General features: G+C 45.3%; 18 protein-coding genes and 1 tRNA gene. 10 read left to right on the forward strand and 9 right to left on the reverse strand.

What is annotated here, in order from left to right:
• Window positions 1-64 precede the first annotated feature (64 nt).
• From T538_RS0115210 to T538_RS0115220, 3 genes are all read left to right on the forward strand, one after another.
• A complete protein-coding gene (locus T538_RS0115210) occupies window positions 65-601 on the forward strand; it encodes an HD domain-containing protein (protein WP_031535109.1) in 537 nt (178 codons plus the stop codon).
• A 110-nt stretch (window positions 602-711) separates the two neighbouring features.
• Window positions 712-3,366: a putative LPS assembly protein LptD gene (locus T538_RS0115215; RefSeq protein WP_051656180.1), complete on the forward strand. Its 2,655-nt coding sequence runs from the start codon at window positions 712-714 to the stop codon at window positions 3,364-3,366.
• Window positions 3,367-3,421: 55 nt separating this feature from the next.
• Window positions 3,422-3,495 (forward strand) — tRNA-Arg (locus T538_RS0115220).
• A 953-nt stretch (window positions 3,496-4,448) separates the two neighbouring features.
• Here the strand turns inward: T538_RS0115220 and T538_RS0115225 are convergent.
• The 9 genes from T538_RS0115225 to T538_RS0115265 all read right to left on the reverse strand — a co-directional run bounded on the left by T538_RS0115225 (window position 4,449) and on the right by T538_RS0115265 (window position 17,554).
• Window positions 4,449-5,033, reverse strand: a complete 585-nt coding sequence (locus T538_RS0115225; RefSeq protein ID WP_031541517.1) for a hypothetical protein — start codon at window positions 5,031-5,033, stop codon at window positions 4,449-4,451.
• A 189-nt stretch (window positions 5,034-5,222) separates the two neighbouring features.
• Window positions 5,223-6,200 carry a YwqG family protein gene (locus tag T538_RS0115230; RefSeq protein ID WP_155993286.1) on the reverse strand — a complete coding sequence of 326 codons (978 nt, stop codon included), beginning with the start codon at window positions 6,198-6,200 and terminating at the stop codon, window positions 5,223-5,225.
• 66 nt (window positions 6,201-6,266) lie between these two features.
• Window positions 6,267-7,184 (reverse strand): DMT family transporter, encoded by a 918-nt coding sequence (locus T538_RS0115235; protein WP_031535101.1) that lies wholly within the window; start codon window positions 7,182-7,184, stop codon window positions 6,267-6,269.
• A 459-nt stretch (window positions 7,185-7,643) separates the two neighbouring features.
• Window positions 7,644-8,636, reverse strand: a complete 993-nt coding sequence (locus tag T538_RS0115240) for a Gfo/Idh/MocA family protein (RefSeq protein ID WP_231497129.1) — start codon at window positions 8,634-8,636, stop codon at window positions 7,644-7,646.
• 171 nt (window positions 8,637-8,807) lie between these two features.
• Entirely contained in the window at window positions 8,808-9,518 is a 711-nt protein-coding gene (locus T538_RS0115245) for a DUF4919 domain-containing protein (RefSeq protein ID WP_051656168.1), read from the reverse strand.
• A 180-nt stretch (window positions 9,519-9,698) separates the two neighbouring features.
• On the reverse strand, window positions 9,699-11,960 hold the full coding sequence (locus T538_RS0115250) for a RagB/SusD family nutrient uptake outer membrane protein (protein WP_031535095.1): 2,262 nt from the start codon (window positions 11,958-11,960) through the stop codon (window positions 9,699-9,701).
• Between the two features lie 33 nt (window positions 11,961-11,993).
• Window positions 11,994-15,224 carry a SusC/RagA family TonB-linked outer membrane protein gene (locus tag T538_RS0115255; protein ID WP_231497130.1) on the reverse strand — a complete coding sequence of 1,077 codons (3,231 nt, stop codon included), beginning with the start codon at window positions 15,222-15,224 and terminating at the stop codon, window positions 11,994-11,996.
• A gap of 104 nt (window positions 15,225-15,328) precedes the next feature.
• A complete protein-coding gene (locus T538_RS0115260; RefSeq protein WP_034539362.1) occupies window positions 15,329-16,312 on the reverse strand; it encodes a pectinesterase family protein in 984 nt (327 codons plus the stop codon).
• A gap of 72 nt (window positions 16,313-16,384) precedes the next feature.
• Entirely contained in the window at window positions 16,385-17,554 is a 1,170-nt protein-coding gene (locus T538_RS0115265; protein ID WP_231497131.1) for a glycoside hydrolase family 88/105 protein, read from the reverse strand.
• Window positions 17,555-17,823: 269 nt separating this feature from the next.
• Here T538_RS0115265 and T538_RS0115270 point away from each other — a divergent pair, with 269 nt between their 5' ends.
• From T538_RS0115270 to T538_RS0115305, 7 genes are all read left to right on the forward strand, one after another.
• Window positions 17,824-19,272 (forward strand): MFS transporter, encoded by a 1,449-nt coding sequence (locus tag T538_RS0115270; RefSeq protein WP_031535087.1) that lies wholly within the window; start codon window positions 17,824-17,826, stop codon window positions 19,270-19,272.
• Between the two features lie 240 nt (window positions 19,273-19,512).
• A complete protein-coding gene (locus T538_RS0115275; protein ID WP_231497132.1) occupies window positions 19,513-19,773 on the forward strand; it encodes an OadG family protein in 261 nt (86 codons plus the stop codon).
• A 32-nt stretch (window positions 19,774-19,805) separates the two neighbouring features.
• Complete coding sequence (locus tag T538_RS0115280; RefSeq protein ID WP_031535083.1) at window positions 19,806-21,653, forward strand: biotin/lipoyl-containing protein; 1,848 nt, start codon at window positions 19,806-19,808, stop codon at window positions 21,651-21,653.
• A gap of 3 nt (window positions 21,654-21,656) precedes the next feature.
• On the forward strand, window positions 21,657-22,892 hold the full coding sequence (locus T538_RS0115285) for a sodium ion-translocating decarboxylase subunit beta (protein ID WP_031535081.1): 1,236 nt from the start codon (window positions 21,657-21,659) through the stop codon (window positions 22,890-22,892).
• Window positions 22,893-22,971: 79 nt separating this feature from the next.
• On the forward strand, window positions 22,972-23,349 hold the full coding sequence (locus T538_RS17385) for a DUF2752 domain-containing protein (RefSeq protein ID WP_034539336.1): 378 nt from the start codon (window positions 22,972-22,974) through the stop codon (window positions 23,347-23,349).
• A gap of 386 nt (window positions 23,350-23,735) precedes the next feature.
• Window positions 23,736-25,028 carry a peroxiredoxin family protein gene (locus T538_RS17910; protein ID WP_031535077.1) on the forward strand — a complete coding sequence of 431 codons (1,293 nt, stop codon included), beginning with the start codon at window positions 23,736-23,738 and terminating at the stop codon, window positions 25,026-25,028.
• Between the two features lie 264 nt (window positions 25,029-25,292).
• Window positions 25,293-26,990 (forward strand): leucine-rich repeat domain-containing protein, encoded by a 1,698-nt coding sequence (locus T538_RS0115305; RefSeq protein WP_155993288.1) that lies wholly within the window; start codon window positions 25,293-25,295, stop codon window positions 26,988-26,990.
• Window positions 26,991-26,997 lie beyond the last annotated feature (7 nt).

The raw sequence follows: 26,997 nt of genomic DNA on the forward strand, positions 1-26,997 counted from the left end.
TTCCGCAAAAAGAATAGATTGTTCTGCATAGTTTTAACACAATATTCTATTTCTCAGATAAAAAATGAATCCGCTGGACATAATTAACAAATACTACCCCGAGGAATCGGAACTGAAAGAAATTCTGCTTTTCCACAGCCGGTGCGTTGCCGACATGGCTATAGAAATTGCAAACAAACATCCAGAATTTGATATAGACAAAGACTTTGTTTTCGAGGCGGCAATGCTTCACGACATAGGCATTTTCGAGACTGATGCTCCCGGAATAAAATGCTTTGGCACAGAACCTTACATCTGCCACGGCACTATTGGCGCACGAATAATGGAGGCCGAGGGATATCCGCGCCACGCAAGGGTTTGCGAAAGGCACACGGGCACGGGGCTGTCGCTCAAGCAGATTGTTGAACAAAATCTGCCGGTTCCGCACAAGGATTTGATTCCCGAAACGTTAGAAGAACAACTTATCTGCTTTGCCGACAAGTTTTACAGCAAGTCGAACCTCGAAAAAGTAAAGACTCCGGAGCAGGCTCTGAAAAGCATCAGAAAATTCGGAGACGACGGAATTGAGAGGTTCGAAAATTGGTGTAAAATGTTTCTGTAACACAGAAAATATCATTAAAAGATTAGCAGGTAACAAGGAAATGTTGTAATTTTGCCGACGTTTTGAAGAAAAAAACATTCATATTTGCATCATTCGTACTGTTGTTCCTCATGGCGCAACGGTCTAATGCCCGTTTTGCGGTTGAGCGTCACAATTTTTCGGTGAGCGATTCCGTAAAGCCAGATGCCATACGTTCAGATTCTCTTGCAAACGATTCGCTGTCGCACGACTCTGTTGGTGTGAACAGAAAAAATCAGCCGCTCGAAGCACCTGTCGAGTACACAGCAAACGACTCAATTGTGTACGAGGCTGGCAAGGGTTTTGCCCATCTGTATGGAAAAAGCAAGGTTTCGTATCAGAATATCACTCTCGAGGCCGACCAGATTTCGATGAATATCGACAGCAGCACCGTATTTGCACAAGGTATGCCCGACTCGCTCGGAGTGATGAACGGTCTGCCGGTATTTACCGACGGCGACACGCCGTACAACGCCGAGACTATGAGCTACAACTTCAAGACAAAGCGCGGCTACATAACCAACGTCGACACAAAGCAGGGCGACGGATTCCTGACGAGTGAGAGGGCCAAGAAAGGCTCGAACGACGAACTTTATGTTGAGCACGCCAAATATACAACCTGCGACGAAAAGCATCCGCACTTCTATCTGGCTCTGAGCCGCGCCAAGGTGCGTCCGGGAAAGGACGTGGTATCGGGTCCGGCATGGCTCGTGGTCGAGGATGTTACGCTGCCGCTTGCCGTTCCGTTCTTCTACTTCCCGTTCAGCAGCAAGTATTCGAGCGGATTCATCATGCCAACATACGGCGACGAGAGCACGCGAGGATTCTATCTTCGCGACGGAGGATATTACTTTGCCATAAGCGACCGCATGGACCTGAAGCTGCTCGGCGACATCTACACGCAGGGGTCGTGGGGCTTGAAGGCATCGTCTAACTACGTTAAGAGATACCGCTACTCGGGCAGTTTCAACGCCAGTTACATGAAGACAAAGAGCGGCGACAAGGGCATAGACCAGACCGAGTCGACCGACTTTCAGATAAACTGGAGCCATCGTCAGGATGCAAAGGCAAACCCGAAGATAGGCTTCTCTGCAAGTGTCAGATTCAACACAAGCAGTTATAACGCCAACAGCCTTTCGGCAAGATATAATCTGGCCGAATATTCATCAAACACAAAGGCTTCGAGTATCTCGCTCAACCTTAACGACTTGTGGGGAACGGGAGCAACTCTCTCGCTCACCTCTACCCTCTCGCAGAACACTCGCGACAGCTCTATGCAGGTGTCTCTTCCGGGAGTAGACTTCAGAATTCCTAAGTTCTATCCGTTCAAGCGCAAGAAGGCGGCCGGAAGCGCACGATGGTACGAGAAAATCGGCATAAACTACAATATGCAGATGGCTAACAGCATCAGCACAAAGGAAGACAAACTGCTGCACTCGAGTTTTGCAAAAGACTGGAAGAATGGTATGAACCATCAACTCAGCACCGACATGAGTTTCAGCCTTCTGAAATACATTAACGTTAGTCCGCAAGTCAGCTATCACGAACGCTGGTACACCTACAAGGTGGAGCAAAAATACAACAAGGACAAGGGCGTAGTAGAACGCGATACAATTACGGGATTCAACCGAGTTTACGACTATTCTACCGGCATTTCTGCCAATACTACGCTCTACGGTTTCTATGTTCCGAGCCGCAAACTTTTCGGCGACAAGGTTGTGGCAATACGCCACGTCCTAACGCCTCAGGTTTCGTACAGTTATACGCCCGATTTCAGCGACAAGCGATTCGGAGTTTACGGAACATACAAGGATGCCAACGGCAACGATGTGCAGTACAACTACTACGAGGGTGCACTCTATGGCGCGCCGGGAAGCGGTCTGTCAAGCTCGATGAACTTCTCGATAGGCAACAACGTTGAGATGAAGATTCGTTCGGACAAGGATTCGACTGGTTACAAGAAGATTAGTCTTATCGACAACCTTGGTGTAAGCATGGGCTACAACTTTGCAGCCACAACACGCAAATGGAGCGACATGACCGTAAATCTGCGTCTGAAACTGTCTAAGAGCTATACGTTCAGCACCACAGCCGTATTTGCCACATACGCTTACGACGACAACGGAGACCTGAGCGACCGTACCGAATGGAGTTACGGACGCTTCGGCCGCTATCAGGGAATGAGCCAGAGCATTTCGTACACCCTTAACAACGAGAAACTCGCCAAATTGTTCGGCTTCGGAAAGAAGGACAAAGAACAAGAATCTACCGAAAACAAAGCAGACGATGCTAACGAGGACGGCGAAGAGAAAAATGTTGTAAGAAAGGATAAGCACAAGGAAGATACTACCGACAAAGACGGCTACATGGCTTTCAAACTGCCGTGGTCGCTGAGTTTCTCGTATGGCGTATCGCTTGCCGAAGACCACACAAAGAGCAAATTCAACGTGCGCACGCACCGCTATCCATACAAACTAACCCACACGCTCAACTTCAGCGGAAACGTTGGAATCTCGAGCAACTGGAGTTTCAGCTTCAGTTCGGGCTACGACTTCAACAACCACCGCATTTCGGCAACGACCTGCTCTATTGGCAGAAGCATGCATTGCTTCGACATGAGCGGAAGTTTTGTGGTTGGTCCATACACATCATACAACATCTCGCTTCGCGCCAATGCCTCGGAACTTGCCGATGCCCTGAAGTACGAGAAGAAGAGTAGCATGTCGTCAACGCTCGACTGGTACTAAAATTTGGATTATTGGATAAAAAGAATTATCTTTGCACGAGTTTGAAAAAACAAAAGGTCCCGTAGCTTAGCTGAATAGAGCGTCAGATTCCGGTTCTGAAGGTCATGGGTTTGAATCCCATCGGGATCACAAGGCACACATCGAGAAGTCCTTTAAACAAAGGGTTTCTCGATATTTTTTTACAAAGAGCCATATAAAGAAAAATTGAGTAAAGCGTTACAAAGTTACAGTTACAGTTCGTTTTTTTGAGGCATGGTATATATTAATATTAATAAAACTCTTTATTATAATATATATATAAATATCTAATAATTAATATATTATATAATATAATATATATAATATATATAATATATAAAATAAAAAAAAGAGAGAGAATAAATTAAACTACAACCCTCTCGAAAAACAACTGTAACCACTGTAACTGTAACTCTCCCGTATATATTTTTCTCCTAAAAGGCATTATATCAGCATTATACGATACGCCCTCGGCATTATCGGAAAGAATACACAACGTTACAGACACCCGTAAAGCCGAATTTTCAGCTCAAAGTCCGTTCGATTGCTACCGAAAGAGACGCATGGCAATCCCGAACTCGCTCTAAAGGCTACGCGAGTTCTGGATTATTCTCGACGCATCTATTTCCTTAAATCATTGGCTTTATGAAAATTACAACACTTTTCTGTATTTCACAGACGCTGAAAGCGTCTCCGCTTAGTAACCGTAGGTCGGGACGACCTGCGGTATAATAGCCATTAACAACAAGCACTCTGAAAGAGTGCCCCATTAGTTGCAATGGACGACCGCTTTCAGGGTCAATGATATTCGTTGGATTACCCATGAAGCGAGAAAGAAGCCAAACGTATATTTTCCCACAGAGAAAAAAAATCGCATATAATCGTACGGAACTCCTAAAAACGTACGTTAACGCATAAGTGGCAATTTTAGGGTTTGTATCTTTGCATCGCAAACAAGTTACAAGCCCGCATCCCGAACGAAACCCGAAAACATCCCAAACAAAAGCCATAGCACAATGAAGAAGCCTCACCCATACGCCACCGCCCCTTTCGCCCCAAACGGACTACTGTTTCAGACTGACTTTAATATCCATCTCGCCCATTTTTATAATCCAGTCGGTCTTCTGTTTCAAAAGAGTTTCGAAGTAAGGAACAATATCGTCGCCATAAGCTCTGTGGCTGTAAAAGTTAAGCTGTACAGCTGGCTTTCCGTTCAACTTGATTTTCTTGTAATGATGAATGTCCGACTCTACAAACGATGTCTTGCCATTCTCGTAGGCAGCAACCATAAAGTCGATGATAACCTCGCCTCCCTTTCTCTCCAGAACCTGATAATTGCAGCATCCGTCAGTTTTCTTGCGTTCGTCGAGTTCGCGCACCTTGGCCATGACCAAATCAGAAACCTCGACATCTGCAACAACCACAGAAACGCTAAACATATCGTCGTAATGCTCAGGTTTCTGTCCTTCGGGAAAGAACTCTTCCAAGTAGTAATATTCGGCAGGATGAGAGCTCCAGCCAAGCTTATAATCCTTTCCGTCGAATGAGATTGGAGCTTTGATGTTAAGATAGTTCTGTGCGTTTTGTGCCATTGCCGAGCACGACATTGCCACGAACAATGCCAAAAGTGTTTTCTTAATCTTGTTCATATACCTGTTTTTAATCGCCGCAAAAGTAGTGAAAAGAATGTTATTGCTGAGCATTTTATAATTTTTTAACACATCTGCTGCACAACACACTTTGCCGCTCCCGAAACGTATCAACAAAACAAAAACCGCCTCTGCCTGCAAGGAGCAGAAACGGTTTCGGTATAAGATTCGTTCTTTGTAATAATTCAATCAGTTGCAGTCCCAGTTGTAAAGAACCCGAGAGAAGTCGCGCTTTTTCAAGTCGTCTCTTGAAATGAAGAAATTGCCAATGCCGCAGTCGCCCCACATTATCAAGCCGTCACCAACATCGCCTTCGCCACAGCTGTCAATCTGCAACAGAAGAACATCCTTGTCATCGTCGGGCAGACGAGGGTCGCATTGTGTAAACGCCGGATATCCGCCTATTCTATGTCCTTCTCTGCTACACTCGTCATAAAATTCATCACTTATGCTTTCGCTGAAGAAATCGTAGAAAGGCACATTATCATCGGGAACTGGCAGATTCAGTTTTGGAGCAATCTTACGCACCTCTCTTTCAAAAAGATCCTCGCAAGTCATATTCAGGACATTTTCCTGTTTCTCGAAAGAAAGGGCAAACTCGGGCGATAGCGGGAAATACTCCACCTCCTCGGCAGTCTTGACGCCCATTGCCCTGAGAGCATCCTCGCTCATAGGCTCGCCGATGTTCTCGTGATATACCGGACGCCATTTGTCGTAATTTCTATTATCAAAATCGCAGCCGTAAATATCGTCGGGCTTTATGAAGAACTGAAGGATTCCACTCTCAGGAAAGTCATCGAGATGCGGCATCTGCCCGAAGTTTATCTGAGCCAGAAGTACGAGTTTTGTCCCGTCGTCTTTTGCCGTAGGATATTCCATTCCATCCTGCCAGTAAGGAAGTCCGCCAAACTTGCTGTCAGTCAAGAGCAGCGGTTTGTTCTTATCAACTATGTCGGCAACAATCTCTACGGCTGTTACGGCAGTCTGTTTCTTTATCTCATCAAAAATCAGTCTTGCCTGTGCATTTGTGTAAAAGCAATCGTCATCGTCTTCATACTCTTCGTCATCGTCGTCATAGTCAAAATCGTCGTCGTCATCAAGATTTCCTTTGAACAGATACGAGACGTCTTCCAACTCCTCATAATCTTCTGTATCCTTATTTTTCATATCTACAAGATAAATGTTTCTTCCCAAAGTTGGAAATTACGACAAAGATATAAAAAAATGACAAATTTACTTCTTGTTCGACAAAAACATTCCGGCAATAATCAATACCGAGCCTATGATGAAGTACACGGTTATATCCTCGCTAAGCACAACCCACGCAAAGACAATGGTTGTAACGGGATTGAAATAGACGTAGTTTGTGGCAGCCACCGCGCCGAGTCTCTTTATAACCCAGTTCCATACAAGAAAGCAGAGCATTGACGCCACGCAGCCAAGAAACAGAAGGTTGTTGAGCACTTCGGGGCGCATGATGTCGGCAAGCGACGGAAATCCCGGCACAAACCAATAGTAAGGAAGCATAGACACAAGTCCGTAGAAAAATACTTTTCTGGTCACAAAGATTGTGTTGTACTTCTGGCTTGCCGGAATCATAAGCAGAGAGTAGACAGCCCAGCAAAGGCACGCCGCAAAAGCCAGGGCATCGCCAAGCGGCGAGAGATGGAGCACGAAATGACCGTTAAGAACAACCACCACAACACCAAGGGCAGCCATCAGAGTGCCCAGAATCTGAATCTTACTGAGTCTTTCCGACTTGTAGAACAGCGATATAAGCGCAGTTGCAAAGAGCGGACAGAGGCAAACTATAAGCGACGTGTTTGTGGTTGTTGTATAGTTCATAGCCGAATTTTCGGTAAGGAAATAGAGCGAGCCGCCGCTTATGCCAAGTCCGAGCATCAGCATTTCGTCCTTAACAGAATCGGCAAAGAGGCGAAACTTCTTCAGCCCGGTCTTTGTCCAGCCCATCTTGCGCGGATAGTACGACAGCGACGTGGCAAGCAGCAGCACATAGGCTATTATAAACCTGAGCGTGAATATCTGCGCAGGCGACAGTCCGCCGTTTAGCAGCAGTTTTGTAAATACGAAGGTAGAGCCCCATATCGCCACCACAACAAAGGCTACGAAATGATACAACAAATTACTCATGTCTGGAAATAATCTTTTTACGGCAGTAAAGATACAAACTATTTTTTTGTTGAAGTCTGTTTTGTCTGCATTTTGAAAAACATAGGCGGAAAAACAAAAAAATCTGATTCTTCGTCTTTCCGCCCAACTCGTTTTCTATTGCAAGGCTTCACCCTGTTTGCATTACCAATGATTTGGCTTACATGAATTACCCGCTATCTCTTTCCCAACACATTCAGAATCAAGACTTTTCAACTTTCAAAATTCCAAATCGAGTTACAGTTACAGTTGTTTTTTGAGAGGGTAGTTTATGAATAATGAAAACCAACCGCCAATTATGAATTATGAATTTTGAATTTTGAATTCTCAAATTGTAAATTCTGAATTATGAATTATGAATTCTCAAATTGTGAATTCTGAATTTTGAATTCTGAATTATGAATTGTGAATTATGAATTGTGAATTCTCAAATAACGTGTATCAGAAATCGTCCATCGGATAGCGCACGCCCCACTTACGGCGCAAACCGTCCATCAGCTGCATTATGTAGAGCGTCTCGTTGAGCGGCATGCTGTACGGCTCAAGCTGGTTGTCGGCAATAGCCTCGCGACACTCCAAGAACTGATATTCGTAGCCCGTAATCTGCCGCGGCACTTCAATCTCCTCTACAAACACGCGGTCGCGACCGTTCAGACGAATCCGCTGCGGATTGTTTATGTTGTCGATGATGATGTTGCCCTCCGTTCCGGCAATTACGCCGATATTATCGCCCACGCAGGCAGCCGACGACTGAAGGTTTGCAAGGATTCCATCTTCGAGAACGAGCGAGATTGAGTTTGTCAAATCCATTCCCGTTTTCGACTTTACACATTGCGACTCAATATTCAGAATCCTGCTGTCGAAAAACATTCTCACAAAGTTGATAGCATACACGCCAAGGTCGAGCAACGCGCCGCCGCAGAGGTCGGGCTGCATTATACGCGGTTTCTCGCCCATGCTGTAGCCCAGCGTTGCCGTAACAAGCCGCGGTTCTCCTATCCTGCCGTCGGATATGAGTTTGCGCACAATCTTCACGGCCGGCTGATAGCGAGTCCAGATGGCTTCGGCAAGGAAAACGCGCTTTTCTCGCGCCAGCGTAACAATCTCCTCAGCCTCACGATGATTTGCCATGAAAGCCTTCTCAACAAGGCAAGGCTTTCCGGCAAGGATAGCCTCGCGCGTAACACCGAAATGATGGCTGTGGGGCGTTGCAACGTACACAAGGTCAACATCGGGGTCGGCAATCAGCTCGCTGTACGAGCCGTAAGCCTTGGCAATGTTCCATTTTGCGGCAAACTCCTGCGCCCTGGCGAGCGTGCGCGACGCTATGGCATAAGCCTCTACATTAGTTAAATGGCAAAGCGTGATTGCTGCCTTTGTGGCTATCCAGCCTGCGCCGATAATTCCCACGCGCATGTTTTTGTCCTGTTCCATATAAATGTGCTTTTAAAAAAGGTTATAGTTCTTTACAGAAGCCGATGAATGACGGCATCTAACTTCCTTATGCACAAAAATATGACTAAAAAATCACTTTTGCAAGTCCGCCAGAAACAAACCATAAAAAAACAGAGCATCTTTCTTTGATTAGGATGCTCTGTTTTTCTGTTATTTATAATCAGGTTTCATTAAGCCAAACTTTATCGACTCAAGCTCCAATACTCGCGTAATCTCAAAATAGATTTCCTTTGCGTCGTAATATTTGCTGCCATTTTTCAAATAAATAAGGTCGCAGTTTCCGGCAAGAACCTGACGCTCGCGGTCGTATAGTTCGAGATAATGGTTCATAAAACTATACTCGTCGCTCACCTTCGTAACATAGAAAGGATGCTCCTTGTCTCCATAGCCCGTCATTGCTATCGTGTTGAAGATGCGAGTCATTCTGTTGAAATACAGAATACATTCGTCTTCTGCTACTCCCGATTTTGAATCTTTTGACAGCCTCTTCAAGGCAACGCCTTTGGCACAAAGAGCATCCAAGTTCAGCGGATTTACGCCTAAAGCCTTGTCTGCCCTCTTTATGCAATCCTTATATTTCTCTTCTCTCAGCAACTTCATCGACTCCCTTGCATCAAGCTCCTCGCCATCGTCGGTCAGGAAAGACTGCCCATAGAATGCCAGAATCCTCTCGGGAAAAGTCATCGTAGTGTCTATTTTCTCGGCCGACAGCCTCTTTACCAAATCCCTTACATGTTCGGGATTCTTCTTTATCTCCTTTTTAATACCCTTCCAGTCTACCGGAATAATCTCTCTTGTCTGAGCCACGCCAAGCAGCGAGAATGTCAGACAGCATACAAAAGTCAGAATGTACTTGTTCATACTTTTAGATTTTGTTATAACATCAGTTTTAGTTGTATTTCAGGTACAAAAGTAATAATATTTCGCTTACGCCTTTTCTTTTTCCAACAGTTTGTTGCAGATTACGAACATTATTTACAAAAAAAGTCTGGCTTCCGCGATGAGAAACCAGACTCTTTCTATTGTTGATATTCTTTTAAATTACTTCACGTTCTGGAAGCCATAACCGTTTGTAATCTTAGATGTCTGCATATCAGTTATACTGAACGGCAAGAAGTAGATTGGAGGATAGTCGTAAACATATCCGCACAAAACATTCTTGTTATAGTCGTCCTTGTTATCGCTGCTGAGGAGAGAAATACCCCAGTCAACTCTTGTATATCCGTCGGCTTCGAGAGCCTTTGCCTCTTCTTCATCAACATGGCGGAACAAGCCTACAATTGAAAGGTTTGTAGTTGTCTGATTGATTTTTGCCAAGTTCTTTGTTCTATCAGACTCCAACGAATAAGAAGCATAGCCAACAGAATACCAGTCATCGTTCTGACCTCTCCAGCATGGATAGAGAACTGTTGATGCAAGGTCATTCTGCCAGTCGTACTCAGCAGCCTCTTCAGGAGCAGAATACTGAGTTGTAAGGCGATATCCGAAGAGCTTCTTGGCATCCACGTTCTTAACCCAAATATAGTTAGAAATCACGTTTCCGTTTTCGAAAGTATGATATCCCTTAGTCTGAAGGTCGGAATACATAGCCTCCATCTTGTTATGGAAATCAGTAAGAACAGGAGTAAGCATATTGTTACGGATAAGGTCGTAACGGCGTGAGCCCTCGCCTCCGAACTCAAGCTTGCGCTCCTCGATAACAGCATCGAGCAAAGAACCGCCGCACTTCTCGATGAAGGCGTTGATGTCCTGTGGCTCGGCAAAAGCTCGGTTATGAACGGCTTCAAGCATCTGCTTGCCTTCAACCTCATTACCTATAATTGCATCAATCTCGGCAATCATAAGATAGATGTCGGCAGAACGCATGTAAGGGCAGTTGATACCGGCCTGACGCTGTGACAATACATAAGGCGAAGAACCACGGTTCTCGTCCCACTTGTTAAGGGCAATACCGCCGGCAAGCTTTGCTGAGGCATTACCAGCCAGCGAGATGATAGCCTCGCCACCCTTACCGTCACTACCAGTTACGGTACATGTAACATCGCGGCGCAAATCCTTAGGGTCGAAGTCGTTGTAGTAGTAAAGAGGGTTGAAACGGCTCTGACCGTATGCCTTACATGGGAATGAGTTACTACCACCACCGTTTGATGGACGACCAAACGCGTATGGACGCTCGTTTGCACCTACGGCACGAGTTTCTGGAATCTCGTACACACTTTCTGCTGAATAGAAGCCGTCGCCGTTCATCATCTGCTGGAAAGCATACTGATATGGATTTCCGTATTTACGCTCTACCTTTCCATCCTCTGTGTTGAACACATCAGAAGTACGTCCATCCTTTACAACCAAGTAACCATAGCTGTTGCGGGCCAAAGATGCTGCGTAGAAACTGCGAAGGTATGGAAGCGCGTCCTCAAGAATCTTCCTGTAATCGCTGCGGCGGGCATAGAACGAATTTGTGTTTGCCGATTTGCATGCAATCTCAAAAGAAATCTTGTTGCCATCGTAACCAACATACTCAACATCGTTACGACGAGTGCTGTATCCTGCTGCATACAACGCCATACGGCCGATAAGACCGTCTACATAGTCTCTTGTCATTATAGTAGGCACAGCCGATGCGTTCTCGCCAAGGCGGAACATGAACGGCTCAACCAACTTCAGACGGCGGAGCTGGTCGTCGTAAATGTAATCGCGGCTTGTCAGACCCTCGGCAGCAACACCCGGCTCAAGAGAGTAAGGGATATCGCCGAAGAAACGAAGAAGCTCGAAGTAGCAAGTTGCACGAAGTGCTACTGCCTGACCGTAAAGGTCTGACAATACAGTAGGCTTGCCTTCCTTTAGAATCTTCTCAAACTCTGGCTGAGCCTCGAAAGCACGGGTAAGATAGTTTGTCTGTCCGATAATAGAATACAAGCCAGAAAAAGCAGATGCTGAATTCTTGTAGTCGAGACTGAAGTTCTTAGTACCGCCCTTCTCGCAGTTTACGCCACCCGCAGCACCCGAAATGGCTGCATACATACTCTGTGGCAAGTTACGCGCCTGAGCACCGAAACGCTCTGGCTGGCGTGTTGTCTCATCGCCGTCAACAACCACATCGTAGAACAATCCGTTTGAGTGAACAGCCGAACTTCCTCGCCACATTTCGTAGGCATAGTTAAGCGCGCCCTGCGCACTCTCCTCGTGTGTAAACACGAAATCGGAAGATGCAATAGAAGGCGAAGATGTGTCAAGGTATTCATCACAAGATGTTGCGCCAAGCAACATTCCTGCACCTAAAACAATATATAATGATTTCTTCATTTTTAATCAGTATTTAAATTACACCTCTTTGGTTTAGAACTCGACATTCAGACCGAATGTGAACGACTTGGCACGTGGATAAGCACCCCAGTCAAGACCGATTGTAGGGAACTTACCCGAATTTCGAGAACTTGACTTGTCATCGGCAGAGCTGACTTCTGGGTCGAGACCTGAGTAGCCTGTGATTGTAAGCAAGTTAGAAGCCGTAACATACAAGCGAAGCTTCTGCATTGCAAGATGCTTTACAAACTCCTTTGGCAACGAATAGCCAAGAGTAAGCGAATTCAGACGCAAATATGAAGCATCCTCGAAGAATGTAGAGATTACATAAGGGTTAAGCGTTGGCAGATAGTACTTTGAGTTTGCATTCATCTGCTTCAGTTCGTCTGGGTCGGTAACCAAGTAAACATCACCCTTGTCATCAAATTTCTGAACCTGGAAACACTCTCTGATAAAGCTGAGACGGTTAGAACCAAGAGAGTACTTACTTGCCGAAAGCGAGTTCATTGCCACAGCATTGTAAACATGTCCGCCAATTGCCCATGCAAATGTTGCACCAAAATCGAAGCCCTTGTACTTTGCATTTAGGTTGAAACCTCCGGTATGCGCTGGAGTTATAGAGCCAAGGCTTGTTACATCATCCTCGTTTATAACACCATCCTTGTTTACATCCTCAAACTTGGCTGCTCCAGGGAATGCGCTCTGTCCTGAAGGAATATTGAACTCTTTTCCCATTGTAGCATCATACAAAGTTGAAAGAGCAAAATCGCCTACACGCTTTCCGTTATCATCAACAGGCAAGCAATACTGACCGTTGATATACTCGAAGTCATCAACAGAATAGAAGCCTACGCACTTGAAACCACGAACAGTACCAACTGGCTGACCTACGATATACTCATAGTCGAGCTGTGGAACCTGGTCTGATGAACCCCATGTAGAACCGTAAAGAGTTGTTACACCCTCGTTCAACTCGTCGATGTTGTTCTTGTTATAGTTGTATGTTGCAGAAGCTGTCAATTCAAAATCCTTTGTACGGATGATATTTGCATTGATGGCAAACTCGATACCCTTGTTAGATGTCTTACCAACATTCTGGTACTGGAAGTTAGAACCTGTTGTTACACTCACAGGAACTGTGATAAGAAGGTCTTTTGTTGTATTCCAGTAAACATCAATATTACCTGTAACTCTGTTGTTAATCAGACCGAAGTCGAGACCAAGGTTACGAGAGACTGTTGTCTCCCACTTCAAGTCTGGGTTTCCAAGGAACGAAGTCTTGTATGTAAGTACTGGAGAACCGTCGCGAACAGACGAACTTGAGGTATAGGTTGTCTGCCACAAAGAAGAGTTGATATTATCCGAACCTGCTGTTCCGTATGACAAACGAAGCTTTAGGTTTGAAAGCCATTCGCGTGAGCCCTCAAAGAAGCTCTCATCGCCCAAACGCCATGCAATCGCAGCTGCAGGGAAGTAACCCCAACGGTTATTCTTTGTAAACTTAGACGAAGCATCGGCACGGGCAGTAATTGTAAGCAAGTACTTATCCTTCAAGCTATAGTTCAAACGACCGAAGAATGAGACGTTACGCTCTGGAGTACCAATCTTGTTTGTTGGAACAGTCTGGGCAATAGATGTATCATAAGCACCAATATTAGCCCAAACTTCTTCTGGACTGTAAGATACAGGATATCCCTTCAATTTTCCAGTTGACAATGTGCTTGATGAAGAACCACGCAACTCATTACCAACAAGGACTGACAAATCGTGAATGTCAGAAAGACCTACAGCCTGCCAGTTAAGAGTTGTAGCCGAACGATACTGCCAACCGTTTGTCTTGCTTATAGATGCTGAGTTTACATCCTTACTGTTAAGCGAATATCCGTTGTTGTAGTAGCGACTCTCGCTGTTACCACGACCGCCACCAAACTCAGTACGGAACTTCAAGCCATCTACAATAGTCCATTCAAGACCAGCATTTGCACGGAAGTTTCTTCTCTGTACAAACTGCTCAGTTCCGTTATTTATCGTAACAGGGTTGTAGTCCTCGTCAACATTTTTCATACCATCGCCAAACAAAGTCTTATCGCCAGTTCCAAGCGGATTGTCGATTGGACGATACATATAAGCAGAAGTAATTACCGAACCTTTACTATCCTGCAAAGTCTCGTCACCCTCTGTATTTGCCTCACTATAATGGAATTCGAGGTCGAGCTTTACCTTCTCGCTGATCTTCTGATTTATCTTCAAGGCAGTAGCGAAACGCTCAAAGCCAGACTTCTTCTTCAAGCCATCCTCATCAAAATAGTTGAGGTTAAAAGCCATCTTTGTCTTCTCTGAACCTCCGGTGATTGAGATATTGTGGCTGTGCGCTCTACCATTACGCAACAAATCGTCTGTGTAGTCGTGAGCGGCCACATTTGCATAAGCAGCAAAATTGTTTCCATAGGCAGAACCCAATCCGAAATACTTAGCCACGTTGTCACCAATACCAAGCATTGTACCGATACCCCAAGTAATACCAACATATTCCTGAGCGTTCAGAGTTTCAAGTCTCTTGGCTGCAGTCTTAGTCTGATAATATCCGTCGTACTGAACGCGAACCTTATCACCGGTCTGTGCGCTTCGGGTTGTTACAAGAACTACACCGTTTGCACCTCGCGAACCGTAGATTGCAGTAGATGCGGCATCCTTCAACACGTCGATAGATTCAATCTGCTCGGCAGAAAGGTCGGCAATACTTGACACAGGGAATCCGTCGACAATGTAAAGAGGCTCGTTGCTCTGTGTGATGGAACCACCTCCACGCACACGAACCTTTACAGAACCGCCCGGACGACCGTCGGTGCTCTGAACGAACACACCAGACAGTTTACCCTGCAATGCCTGCGTTACGTTTGATACTGGGTCGATAATCTTATCGCTCGATACAGAAGAAACGGCACCGGTGATGTCACGCTTTTTCATTGTACCGTAACCGATAACAACAACCTCGTCGAGGGTCTTGTCATCCTCGTGAAGCATGATGGTGAAGTTAGCCATAGAGCCGACCTTCACGCTCTGAGTAATGTAACCGATGTAAGAAACCTCAAGCACGTTGGCAGGTTTTACGTCGTCGAGCGTGAACTTACCATCAAAGTCAGTAATTGTACCATTGTTCGTGCCCTTCACTGATACGTTTGCACCGATAATAGGCTCGCCGCTATTATCCGTTACAATTCCTCGCACGGTGTAACTTTGCGCAAAAACAATCAGGCAGAGCATGCTCATTACAAAAGTAAGAGCACATCTTTTAATTTGTAAATTCAAATTCATGCCTTAAATATTTATTCTATCAATTGAAAATTACTTTTTGCCTTTTTACTATTTTATTCAACAATCCATGATGTGTTTACCCCAAAAACACTTTCAGGTGTTATTTTCGAAGCCTCTTTCTTACTGAGAACCTTACTCCACTCTACTCTGTCTTTTGTCTGAGCACCCTCGCCTGAGTTCTCAAACTCCTGATACTGAGTGTTTGTAAGTTCTGCGCCTTCCTCGGCATTACTCCATTGCTTCCAGCCTTTTTTGCTGAGTTTGCCCGAGAGTTCGCAATGCATGAAGAGCGTCTTTGCAAAGCGTCGCCACGGACGACCGAGGTAGAACTCTTTTACTGAATCGTCGGCCGTAATCTTGCAGTTGTTAAAGACGTAGCCGAATTTCTGGTTCTCGGGAGTTGAAGCCGCTGTAACATACGAGTTGGCAAGTTCGCGAATCTCGCAGCCCTCAAACCATGCTATCGACGGACCGAAGATGAAATCGGTCGTTCCCTCAATATAACTGTCCTTGTAGAACACTCTTGTTCCTTCAACGCCCATATATACGGTGTCCTGATTACCAAGCAATCGGCAGCTCAGAACCTTTATCCTGTCGCCTTCGGTGTGCAGAGCCACCGCCTGTCCCACCCTGCCTGCCATATTGGCAATGGTCAGGTTTTTAAGAGTGATGTCGTTGCCCTCAACCTTTAATGTATAGGTTCTGAACGTTCCCATTTCGGAAGTTGAACCTGTTATGAATCGCGTTGCGTGATCGTCCCAAGTAATGACGGTCTTGTCGGCCGACTCGCCGCACAGTTCAACGTTTGTGAGCCACGACGGTATTACCAGTTTCTCGCGATAAACGCCGTTTCTTATGAAAATCACCTTGTGATACTCCATAAACGCGCGGCACACCTCGATAGCCTTGGCTATCGACTTGAACTCTCCTTTTCTGTCGAGCGACACATAGAGCGTATCGGAATTATCGTATTGTCCCTTTGCACCAGCCGTCGCGAATGTAGTTGTAAGAATTGCCAACAGAAGCAATTTTTTCATGGAATCAATGTAGTTTGTAATCATTTTGTTTATATTATAAATAGGTACGCACACCTGCGCACCTATTATTATTTACTTTTTACCTTTTTTGCCACTCTTTGCGCTATTTTTTTCCGAAACAGCACTTGCCTTCTGCGCACGCATTGCAAGTCTCTCACGCTCAATACAGAGCGAGATGAACGGACCTACAGCCTTAGGGTCATTATCCCTGACAGCCTCTTCGATGTAATACTTGTAGTCGCCCATTCGGTAAGGACGACCGCCAAGTCCAGCAACAGCGCAGCATTTCTTGATGTTTACCAATCCGTTAGCCTGAACATCAACAAATTCCTTCATGAAACCGTCGTATCCCTTTTCGGCTGCATCAAGGTATGACTCGTCAAGAAGACCTTGGAACACGCCGCGATACAAGGTGTAGATAAACATTGCCGAAACCGACGATTCGAAGTAGTTGCCCTCATCGCCCGGACGGTCGAGAACCTGATACCACAAGCCAGTCTTAGGGTCTTGCTTGTCACGAATCTGCTTTGCAACTCTCTTGAAAATCTCTACCAGCACGCCTCTGTTCTTGATGTCCTCAGGCATCTGCTGAAGCACATCAACGAGTGCCATTGCGTACCAGCCGTTTGCGCGTCCCCATGCGTGTGCGCTCTGTCCGGTTGTTGGGTTAGCCCATCGCTGTGTGGCCTTCTCATCCCACGCATGGCGATTCCATCCAGTTACGGGGTCGAATGTATGCTTATCGATTATCTTAAACTGTTTGATGCATTCCTGCCACTCTCTCAACTTACCGAAACGGCGGTTATACTCGGCATAAAAAGGCTGTGCCATATACATTCCGTCGAGCCACATCTGGTTTGGATAAACCATCTTGTGCCAATATCCGCCCTCGGATGTGCGAGGCTGAAAATCAAACTGCATTCTGAACTTTTCGATTGCACGGCGATACTTGTCGTCGCCCGTCTTCCAATACATCTTGAAGAAGAGTTTTGCTGTATTTATGCGGTCGAGACTGAGTTCGTAAGGACGATAGGTCTCTACCGTGCCGTCGTCGTGAGTCATCTGATTGCAGAAGTCTCTGACGTATGCGTAGACCACGGTGTCGCGATACATTTCGCTAACCTCGAGGAAGCCCTTCATCTCTACGCCATGGCAATAATCCCACTTTGGCTGTTTCTGGAAATCGAGCTGCCAGCCCTTTGGGCATCGGTGCATCTCACTCTTAACCATTCTGACAGACATGGGAAGATCTGAAGGTACTATAATTTTGTCCTGCGCAAACGCACTGGTAAAAACAAAAGCAAGTGTAATCGATAAGTATTTTCTGATCATATTAACATTATTAATATATTTTGTGTGCAAAGATACATAAATACGATTAACGAAACATGCGTTTTTTCTTTTTTTTTGGAGATTTCGGCGAAGTTCTTGTTTTTTTCAGTAGTTTACTTTATCTTTGTTCGCGATTTTCCACTATTTGCAAGAATTTGATAACTAAATAACAAAACAGAATGAGTTCTTTAAAGACAAACCAAATGAGTAATTTCCGCTGGGTTATCTGTGCCATGTTGTTTTTTGCTACTACAGTAAACTATATGGACCGTCAGGTTCTATCCCTAACTTGGAAAGATTTTATTGCACCGGAATTTCATTGGACTGATGAAATTTACGGTAACATCACAGCCGTATTCTCAATCTTCTATGCCGTAGCGAACCTTTTTGCAGGCAAGTTTGTAGATTGGATGGGTACAAAGAAAGGATATTTTTGGGCAATCGTAGTATGGTCGCTCGGTGCTGTTATGCATGCAGGTTGTGGCTGGTTCACAATGCAGTGGGAAGGCCTTAACAGCGTAGAGGCTCTCAGAGCCGTAGAGGCTGGCTCGGTAGCAGCCCTTACTATTGCAACCGTAAGTATGTATGCCTTCCTTGCATGCCGATGCGTTCTGGCACTTGGCGAGGCTGGTAACTTCCCTGCTGCAATCAAGGTTACAGCTGAATATTTCCCTAAGAAGGACCGTGCTTTCGCAACATCAATCTTCAACGCTGGTGCATCTGTTGGTGCCCTTGCTGCTCCTGCAACTATTCCGTTGCTGGCAAAGGCTATGGGCTGGGAGTTGGCTTTCGTAATCATCGGTGTGCTCGGTTTTGTTTGGGCAGGTCTTTGGATTTTCATCTACGACAAGCCTACAAAGAGCAAGCATGTAAATGAGGCCGAACTTACTTACATCAATCAGGATGAGGACAGCAACAATGCTGCAAACAGCGACGACGAAGGTCCTGCTATCGGCTTTGCAAAGTGCTTCACATTCCGTCAGACTTGGTCGTTTGCCTTCGGTAAGTTCATGACCGACGGTGTTTGGTGGTTCTTCCTGTTCTGGGCTCCTGCTTATTTCTCTGACCAGTACGGATATACATCAGACTCTCCAACAGGTATCGCGCTTATCTTCACATTGTATGCAATCGTAACAGTTCTTTCAATGTTCGGCGGATATCTTCCAAAGTTGTTCGTTGAGCAGAAGGGCATGAATCCTTATCAGGGTCGTATGCTTGCAATGCTTATCTTCGCATTCTTCCCAGTACTTGCTTTGTTTGCTCAGCCTCTCGGTGCTTACAGCGCATGGTGGCCAGCAATCATCATCGGTCTGGTTGGTGCAGGACATCAGGCTTGGAGTGCAAACATCTTCTCAACAGTATCTGATATGTTCCCTAAGACTGCTATCGCTACCGTAACAGGTATCGGCGCAATGGCAGGCGGTCTGGGTTCATTCCTTATCAACAAGTGCTCAGGAAGTCTGTTCACATACGCAGCAGAGCAGGGTTCAGCATTCCAGTTCCTCGGATTCGAGGGCAAGCCAGCAGGCTACATGATTATCTTCTGCGTCTGCGCCGTTGCTTATCTTATCGGCTGGATTGTAATGAAGACTCTTGTTCCTAAGTACAGTCCTGTTATCGTTCGATAATCAGAAATCAAAATACAACTTCAAAAGAAGCCCGAGGATTTGCGTTCTCGGGCTTTTTGTATTCTGCGGAAAGCAGCGTTTTTTAAAACTTCTGCTCTACAACAACTTTTCAGAACATTGGTCTGTTTTTTTCCGTCTTTCTACTAAAAAACATAAGACAAAATTACTCTGTTAATATTTTTTTTGATATTTTCGTACGGATTTTTTGAAAGACAAATAATAACTAAATAATATAAAACTATGAACGATGAATTCATGTTAGGAGTACAACTGATGCTCGTGGGAATGTCCACGGTGTTCCTCATTCTGTGCATTGTTATACTTCTTGGAAAGTTGCTTATTGCGGCAACGAACAAGCTTCCGGCAGAGGAAGAACAGAAGAAATCGCCTGTTGCTGCCGCTCCGAGCGCAATAGACGCACAAACAAAGGCAATAATCGACGCTACAGTGGCTCAACTTACTGGCGGCAAGGGTCGTGTTTCGAAAGTTGAGAAAATTTAATTTCATAACGACAAAAAACAGAGTTTGATAATATGGAAAAAGAAGTAAAATTCAGTTTAGTTTTCCGCGATATGTGGCAGAGTGCCGGAAAGTACCAGCCACGAGTTGACCAGTTGGTAAAGGTTGCGCCAGCCATCATCAGAATGGGATGTTTCGACCGTGTTGAGACAAACGGCGGTGGCTTTGAGCAGGTAAACCTTCTTTACGGCGAGAACCCTAACAAGTCGGTTCGCGCTTGGACAAAGCCTTTCCACGAGGCTGGAATTCAGACACACATGCTCGACCGCGCCCTCAACGGCTTGCGAATGAGCCCATGTCCTAAGGACTTGAGAAAGCTCTTCTACAAGGTTAAGAAGGCACAGGGTACAGACATCACCCGTATCTTCTGCGGACTTAACGACCCACGCAACGTAATTCCATCAATTAAATATGCAAAGGAAGGCGGAATGATTGCCCAGGCATCTCTCTGCATCACCCACTCGCCTATCCACACCGTAGAATACTACGTTAATCTGGCTAAGACATTCATCGATGCCGGCGCAGACGAAATCTGCTTGAAGGATATGGCTGGTATCGGCCGTCCTGAATCGCTCGGCAAGATTACTGCCGGAATCAAGGCATACAAGAAAGACATCATCATACAGTATCACTCACACGCAGGTCCGGGCTTCAACATGGCTTCTATCCTCGAAGTATGCAAGAACGGTTGCGACTATGTTGATACTGCCGTTGCTCCACTTGCCTGGGGTACTGGCCACGCCGATATCATCGCCGTTCAGGAAATGCTGAAGGATGCCGGCTTCAAGGTTAAAGAGATTAACATGGAGGCTTACATGGAGGTCCGCACACAGATTCAGGAGATGATGGACGACTTCCTTGGCTACTACTGCCCTGACTTGAACCGTCTGAACAACTCGCTCCTCGTTAAGCCGGGTCTGCCGGGCGGAATGATGGGCTCGCTTATGACCGACCTTGAGGAAAATCTGGCATCGCTTAACAAATGGAAGGTTAAGCACAACCAGCCAGAGCTGTCTACCGACGAGATTCTCGTAAAACTGTTCGACGAGGTTGCATACGTTTGGCCTAAGGTGGGCTATCCATGCCTTGTAACTCCATTCAGCCAGTATGTTAAGAACCTTGCATTGATGAACGTGATTCAGATGGAGAAGGGCAAGGAGCGCTGGAGCATGATTGCCGACAACATCTGGGATATGATTCTTGGCAAGAGCGGCAAACTGCCGGGCGAGGTTGCTCCGGAAATCGTTGAGATGGCAAAGGCAGAAGGTCGCGAGTTCATGACTTCAGACCCTCAGGAAAACTATCCAGACGACCTTGACGAATACCGCAAGAAGATGGAGGCTAACGGTTGGGAACTTGGCGAGGACGACGAAGAACTCTTCGAGTACTCTATGCACCCATCTCAGTATGAGGCTTACAAGAGCGGAAAGGCAAAGGCTGACTTCGAGGCTGACCTTGCTAAGCGTAAGGCTGCAAAGAACGCTCCTGCCGCAGGCGCAGCAATGCCTGAAACTATCACGGTAAGCGTGAACGGACAGAACTACAAGGTTAATATTGCATACGGCGACGCTGCTCCTGCCGCTACATCAGCCCCAGCCGCAGGCGCACCTGTCGCAGCAGGCGACGGCGAGGACATCATCGCTCCACTCGAGGGTAAATTCTACCGCGTGAAGAACGCTCAGGAAACTCCAAAGAACGTGGGCGACGCTGTTAAGGCCGGAGATGTGCTCTGCTACATCGAGGCAATGAAGACATACAACGCTATCCGTGCCGACTTCGACGGTGTTATCACAGCCATTCCACTCAACTCTGGCGACAGCGTTGAAGAAGATGACGTTATAATGAAAATTAAGAGAGCATAAGGTATGAACGAGATACTGACAAAAATCTATGAAATGACGGCGTTCAGCAACATTTCTGCTGACCCGCGCTTCCTGATAATGTACGCGCTGGCATTCGTGCTGCTGTACCTCGGAATCAAGAAGCACTACGAGCCTCTTCTGCTTGTGCCTATCGCCTTCGGCGTGTTGCTTGCCAACTTCCCGGGCGGCGAGATGGGCGTTCTTCAGGCTGACGAGAACGGTTTCATCAACTATAACGGACAACAGTACAACATCTGGGAGATGCCGCTTCACGACGTGGCTCACGAGCTTGGACTGATGAACTTCCTCTACTATATGCTCATCAAGACAGGCTTCCTTCCTCCGGTAATCTTCATGGGTGTGGGCGCGCTTACCGACTTCGGCCCTATGCTGCGCAACCTTCGCCTTTCTATCTTCGGAGCAGCCGCACAGATGGGTATCTTCACCGTTCTTCTCTGCGCAATCCTCATGGGCTTCACCCCTAAAGAAGCTGGCGCACTCGGAATCATCGGCGGTGCCGACGGTCCGACAGCCATCTACACAACCATCAAGCTGGCACCTCACTTGCTTGGAGCTATCGCCATCGCGGCATACTCTTACATGGCGCTCGTGCCTGTAATCATTCCATTGGTTGTAAAGCTTTTGTGCACAAAGAAGGAGCTTATGATTAACATGAAGGAGCAGGACAAGCTCTACCCTAACAAGGTAGAAATCAAGAATATGCGCACACTGAAGATTATCTTCCCTATCGCCGTTACAACAATCGTTGCGATATTCGTACCATCGGCTGTGAGCCTTATCGGTATGCTGATGTTCGGTAACCTTCTGAAGGAAATCGGTTCAGACACAAGCCGTTTGTTCGACACCGTTTCGAACAGCGTAATGAACACCGCAACTGTGTTCCTTGGCTTGTGCGTTGGCGCAACAATGACTGTCGATGCCTTCCTGAACCCTCGCACCATCGGTATCGTTATCGGCGGCTTCCTTGCATTTGCGCTTTCTATCGCATCAGGTATCTGCATGGTTAAGATTTTCAACTTGTTCTCAAAGAAGAAAATCAATCCGCTTATCGGTGCAACTGGCTTGAGCGCCGTTCCGATGGCAAGCCGTGTGTGCAACGATATCTCTACCAAGTACGACCCAAAGAACCACGTTCTGAACTACTGTATGTCGAGCAACATCTCGGGTGTTATCGGCTCAGCGGTTGCAGCCGGCGTTCTTATCTCGTTCCTCGGATAAAACATGATTAAATATTTTTAGGCGCATCCCTGCAAATGTTCAGACAGGACATTGCAGGGATGTGTTTTTCTGCTGATTTATGAACAAATCGTCTTTCTGTTTCCTGATGATTGGCGCGGCGTTGCTGGCGCTGTATTACTTCATAGACCCGTCTATGGCTCATTTTCCCATCCGCTGTCCGTTGCACGAGCTTACGGGCATACAATGTCCGGCGTGCGGTTCTCAGCGCGCTCTGCACGCCATTCTGCATGGCGAATGGAACGAGGCTCTACGCTTCAACGCTTTCTTTACGATTGTCGCGCCCATCGCCTTGCCTATAACCGTTGCCATTGTGTGGGGACGAAACCGCCGTCTGCGCTCCGTTTTCTGCAACCGTTATTTTTTCGGAGCATTTATTGCCGCCTACTTTGTCTGGGGCGTTTTGAGATTTATTTCTGAATTTGGATTTCTTAATTGACAGCTTACAAATTACAATTATTTTTTTGAGGAAATTCCTTTACACAACAATGGTTTCTTTGATAATAACATTTATTTTACATTACCTAAAACAATGTTAAAAATTACAAGTAGTAGAAGAAGAGCACAATTTCTTTTCAAAAAACTAGCAAAAACCACACGCTTATATAGATAAAAATAGTATTTTTGCAAACCATAACGTATGATTATGGTTTATGTGTGCACATAATGCATATAAAATTCTAAATATAAGGAAAATACCATATTAATTTAAATAACAACTAAATCACTTCAAAATCTATTTCTAACACCATGAAGAGTATTGGAGTATGTGCTTTCAGCCAACTGGAAGATATGAAAGAAAGACTAAAATAAAACGATATAAATATGAACAAGAAAACTATCATCACCGCACTGCTCGCCCTCATCGCAATAACGGGGCATGGGCAAATCAAATGCCATGTTGAAGGAACATTGGAAACCGACGCATGGGGCGACGAAATCATCATCTGTGAGCCCGGCACTGACCTGCGCGCTGTAAACGACCCGCGCTTTCACGTAAAAGCCAATGACGGGCACTTCACCTACGATATTGAGACCGATTTACCAAAGCTTTATCAAGTATGTTTCGCAAAATCACTAAAAGCCAGTGGATTCGTTGGCAAATTTCTCGCTGAGAACTGTAACGTGAATGTTACGATGTATAAAGACAAGCGGGTACGTATCGTCAGCAACGGCGAGGAAGGACGTAAGCATGCAATAAAAGACAGCATAGAGGAAGTACGCTTTTGGAACCCCATGGAAGAAATAAACAACAAGTTGAAAAATCCTGATCGCAAGACAGAGTTCTACAAAGCAGAATATCTTTCCACAGTTGTCAAGGCGAGGTCTATGAATGTGGATAGTCTGCCAAAGGCATACGTTGACTCTCTACGTCAAGTGATAGACCATTATATACGGAATGAGAGTGAACAGTTTACTGCACAAGGTTTGCAATTGAAACAGCAGCGTGACAGCATATATGCAGAACTGAGGCATTTTCGCATAGCCTACGCCAAAGAACACCCGATGCTTAGGACGCTTTACGATGTGCTTGATGCTATCCAAGGCTTAAAATATGCTGATATCATTGCAAACTTCAACAAGTCTGATTATGAGCCATATCTGACGCTTTATCATAACAAACTGGCAAATTACTACCCTAACCATCCCATCCATGAGCAAATAGCCATAGCTGAGGCAGCATACCACCTGCAGCCTGACAAACCCTACATTGACTACACAGTGCGTAATGCAGACGGCCAACTCGTTCCAATTTCCACCCTCACAAAAGGCAAGGTTGCACTCATTGACCTATGGGCATCGTGGTGCGGTCCATGCCGCCGCCACAGCATTGCCATGATTCCAATATATGAGAAATACAAAGACAAAGGCTTCACCGTCATTGCCATCGCCCGTGAACGCAGCCGCAAGGCAATGGAAAACGCGGCCAAGATAGACGGCTATCCATGGACGAGCCTGCTGGAACTGAACGACGAGAACGGTGTATGGCGCAAGAACGGTGCTAACAATGCCGGAGGTGCCATGTTCCTCATAGACCGTAACGGCACCATTCTCTCTACCTCCACTAAAGCAGAGGAGCTGGAACCGCTTATCAAAAAAGCACTAAACATTGAATAGAATAATGAACAAGCAAAATATCATCACCCCACGTTGTTTATATGATGTGTCCTTCCCGTCGCCCAGTCGCGACGGGAAGAAATGTAATTTTCTTTCAAAAAACAAGCAAAGAGCATACGCTCATATAGATAAAAATAGTATTTTTGCAGACTATTACGCATAATTATGGTTAATGTGTGCACATAATGCATATAAAATTCTAAATATAAGGAAAAATACCATATTGATTAAATTAACATCTTTAATAATTCTAAAATTTAAGAAATGAAGAAATTTCTTTTAACTATCATTTTGAGCATTGTTTCATTCAACATGATTCATGCTGACGTTACTTGGGAACTGTCTGATGACGGTACTCTGACAATTTCGGGCACTAATATGCCTGACTACTATTCTTCTTATAAAAGTAAAGCTCCATGGCTACCTCAAAAAGATAAAATCAAGAAAGTAGTAATTAACAATGGAGTGACAAATATTGGAAGCGCTGCATTTTTTGGATGTAGCAATCTCACTTCAATTTCTATTCCTAATTCTGTGAAGAGTATTGGTAATCATGCTTTCTATAACTGTGGTCTCACCTCTGTCACTATTCCTAATTCTGTGAAGAGTATAGAAGAGGCGACTTTCTGTGATTGCACAAAACTCACCTCTGTAACTATTCCAAATTCTGTGACAAGTATTGGTGATCATGCTTTCTATATTTGTTCAAGCCTTACCTCTGTCGCTATACCAAACTCTGTGACAACTATTGGTATGTCTGCTTTCATGGGCTGTGAGAAACTCACCTCTGTAACTATTCCAAATTCTGTGACAACTATTAAAGCTTCTACTTTCTCTGACACAAGCCTCACCTCTGTAACTATACCTAATTCTGTGACTACTATTGAGAAATTCGCTTTCTATAACTGTAGAAAACTCACTTCTGTAACCATCCCTAATTCTGTGACAAGCATTGGGAATTCAGTTTTTGAGGAATGCGATGCTCTGACTTCTGTTACCAACCTTGCAAAAACTCCACAGAAGATTGGTGATAAAACGTTTACAAAATACGGCACACTCCATGTAGTTTCAGGCTGCAAGGCAAAATACGAGGATGCTGATTATTGGAATAACTTCACAATTGTAGAGGATGCCAAAGACATGAATAGTAATAAAATTACTTGGAAACTGTCTGAGGACGGTACTTTGACAATTTCTGGCACAGACATGCCTGACTACTATCGTCCTAAGGGCACTGATGCTCCATGGTTCTCTCAAAGAAGTAATATCAAGAAAGTTGTAATTAACAATGGGGTAACTAATATTGGAAGCGGTGCATTTTATAAATGTTACAATCTCACTTCAATTTCTATTCCTAATTCCGTAAAGAGTATAGGAGCGTTTGCCTTCTGTGGTTGTACAGACCTCACATCAGTTACTATTCCTAATTCTGTTACAAGTATTGGTAAGTCTGCTTTCTATTCTTCAGGCCTTACCTCTGTCGCTATTCCAAACTCTGTTACAAATATTGATAAGGCAGCTTTCTCGAATTGTTCGAAACTTACCTCTGTAACTATCCCTAATTCTGTGACAGCTGTTAAGGATTCCACTTTCTACAACTGTACAAAACTCACCTCTGTCACCATCCCTAATTCTGTGACAAGCATTGGAAATTCTGTTTTTGAGGAATGCAAAGCTCTGATTTCTGTTACCAACCTTGCAAAAACTCCACAGAAGATTGGTGATAAAACGTTTACAAAATACGGCACACTCCATGTGCTCCCGGGCTGCAAGGCTGCATACAAAGCTGCTGATTATTGGAAGAACTTTACAATTATAGAGGATGCCAATGGTTCTGGAACTACTGGTGTTGCAGACGTAGAGGCAGACAACGGCATGAAAGACGGAAAATACCTCATAGACGGTAAGGTTGTGATTGTAAGAAACGGTAAGAAATACAATCTTAACGGTATTGCAGAATAACAGTCTT

It is taken from the genome of Bacteroides sp. Ga6A2 (assembly GCF_000702225.1).
GTDB lineage: Bacteria > Bacteroidota > Bacteroidia > Bacteroidales > Bacteroidaceae > Ga6A1.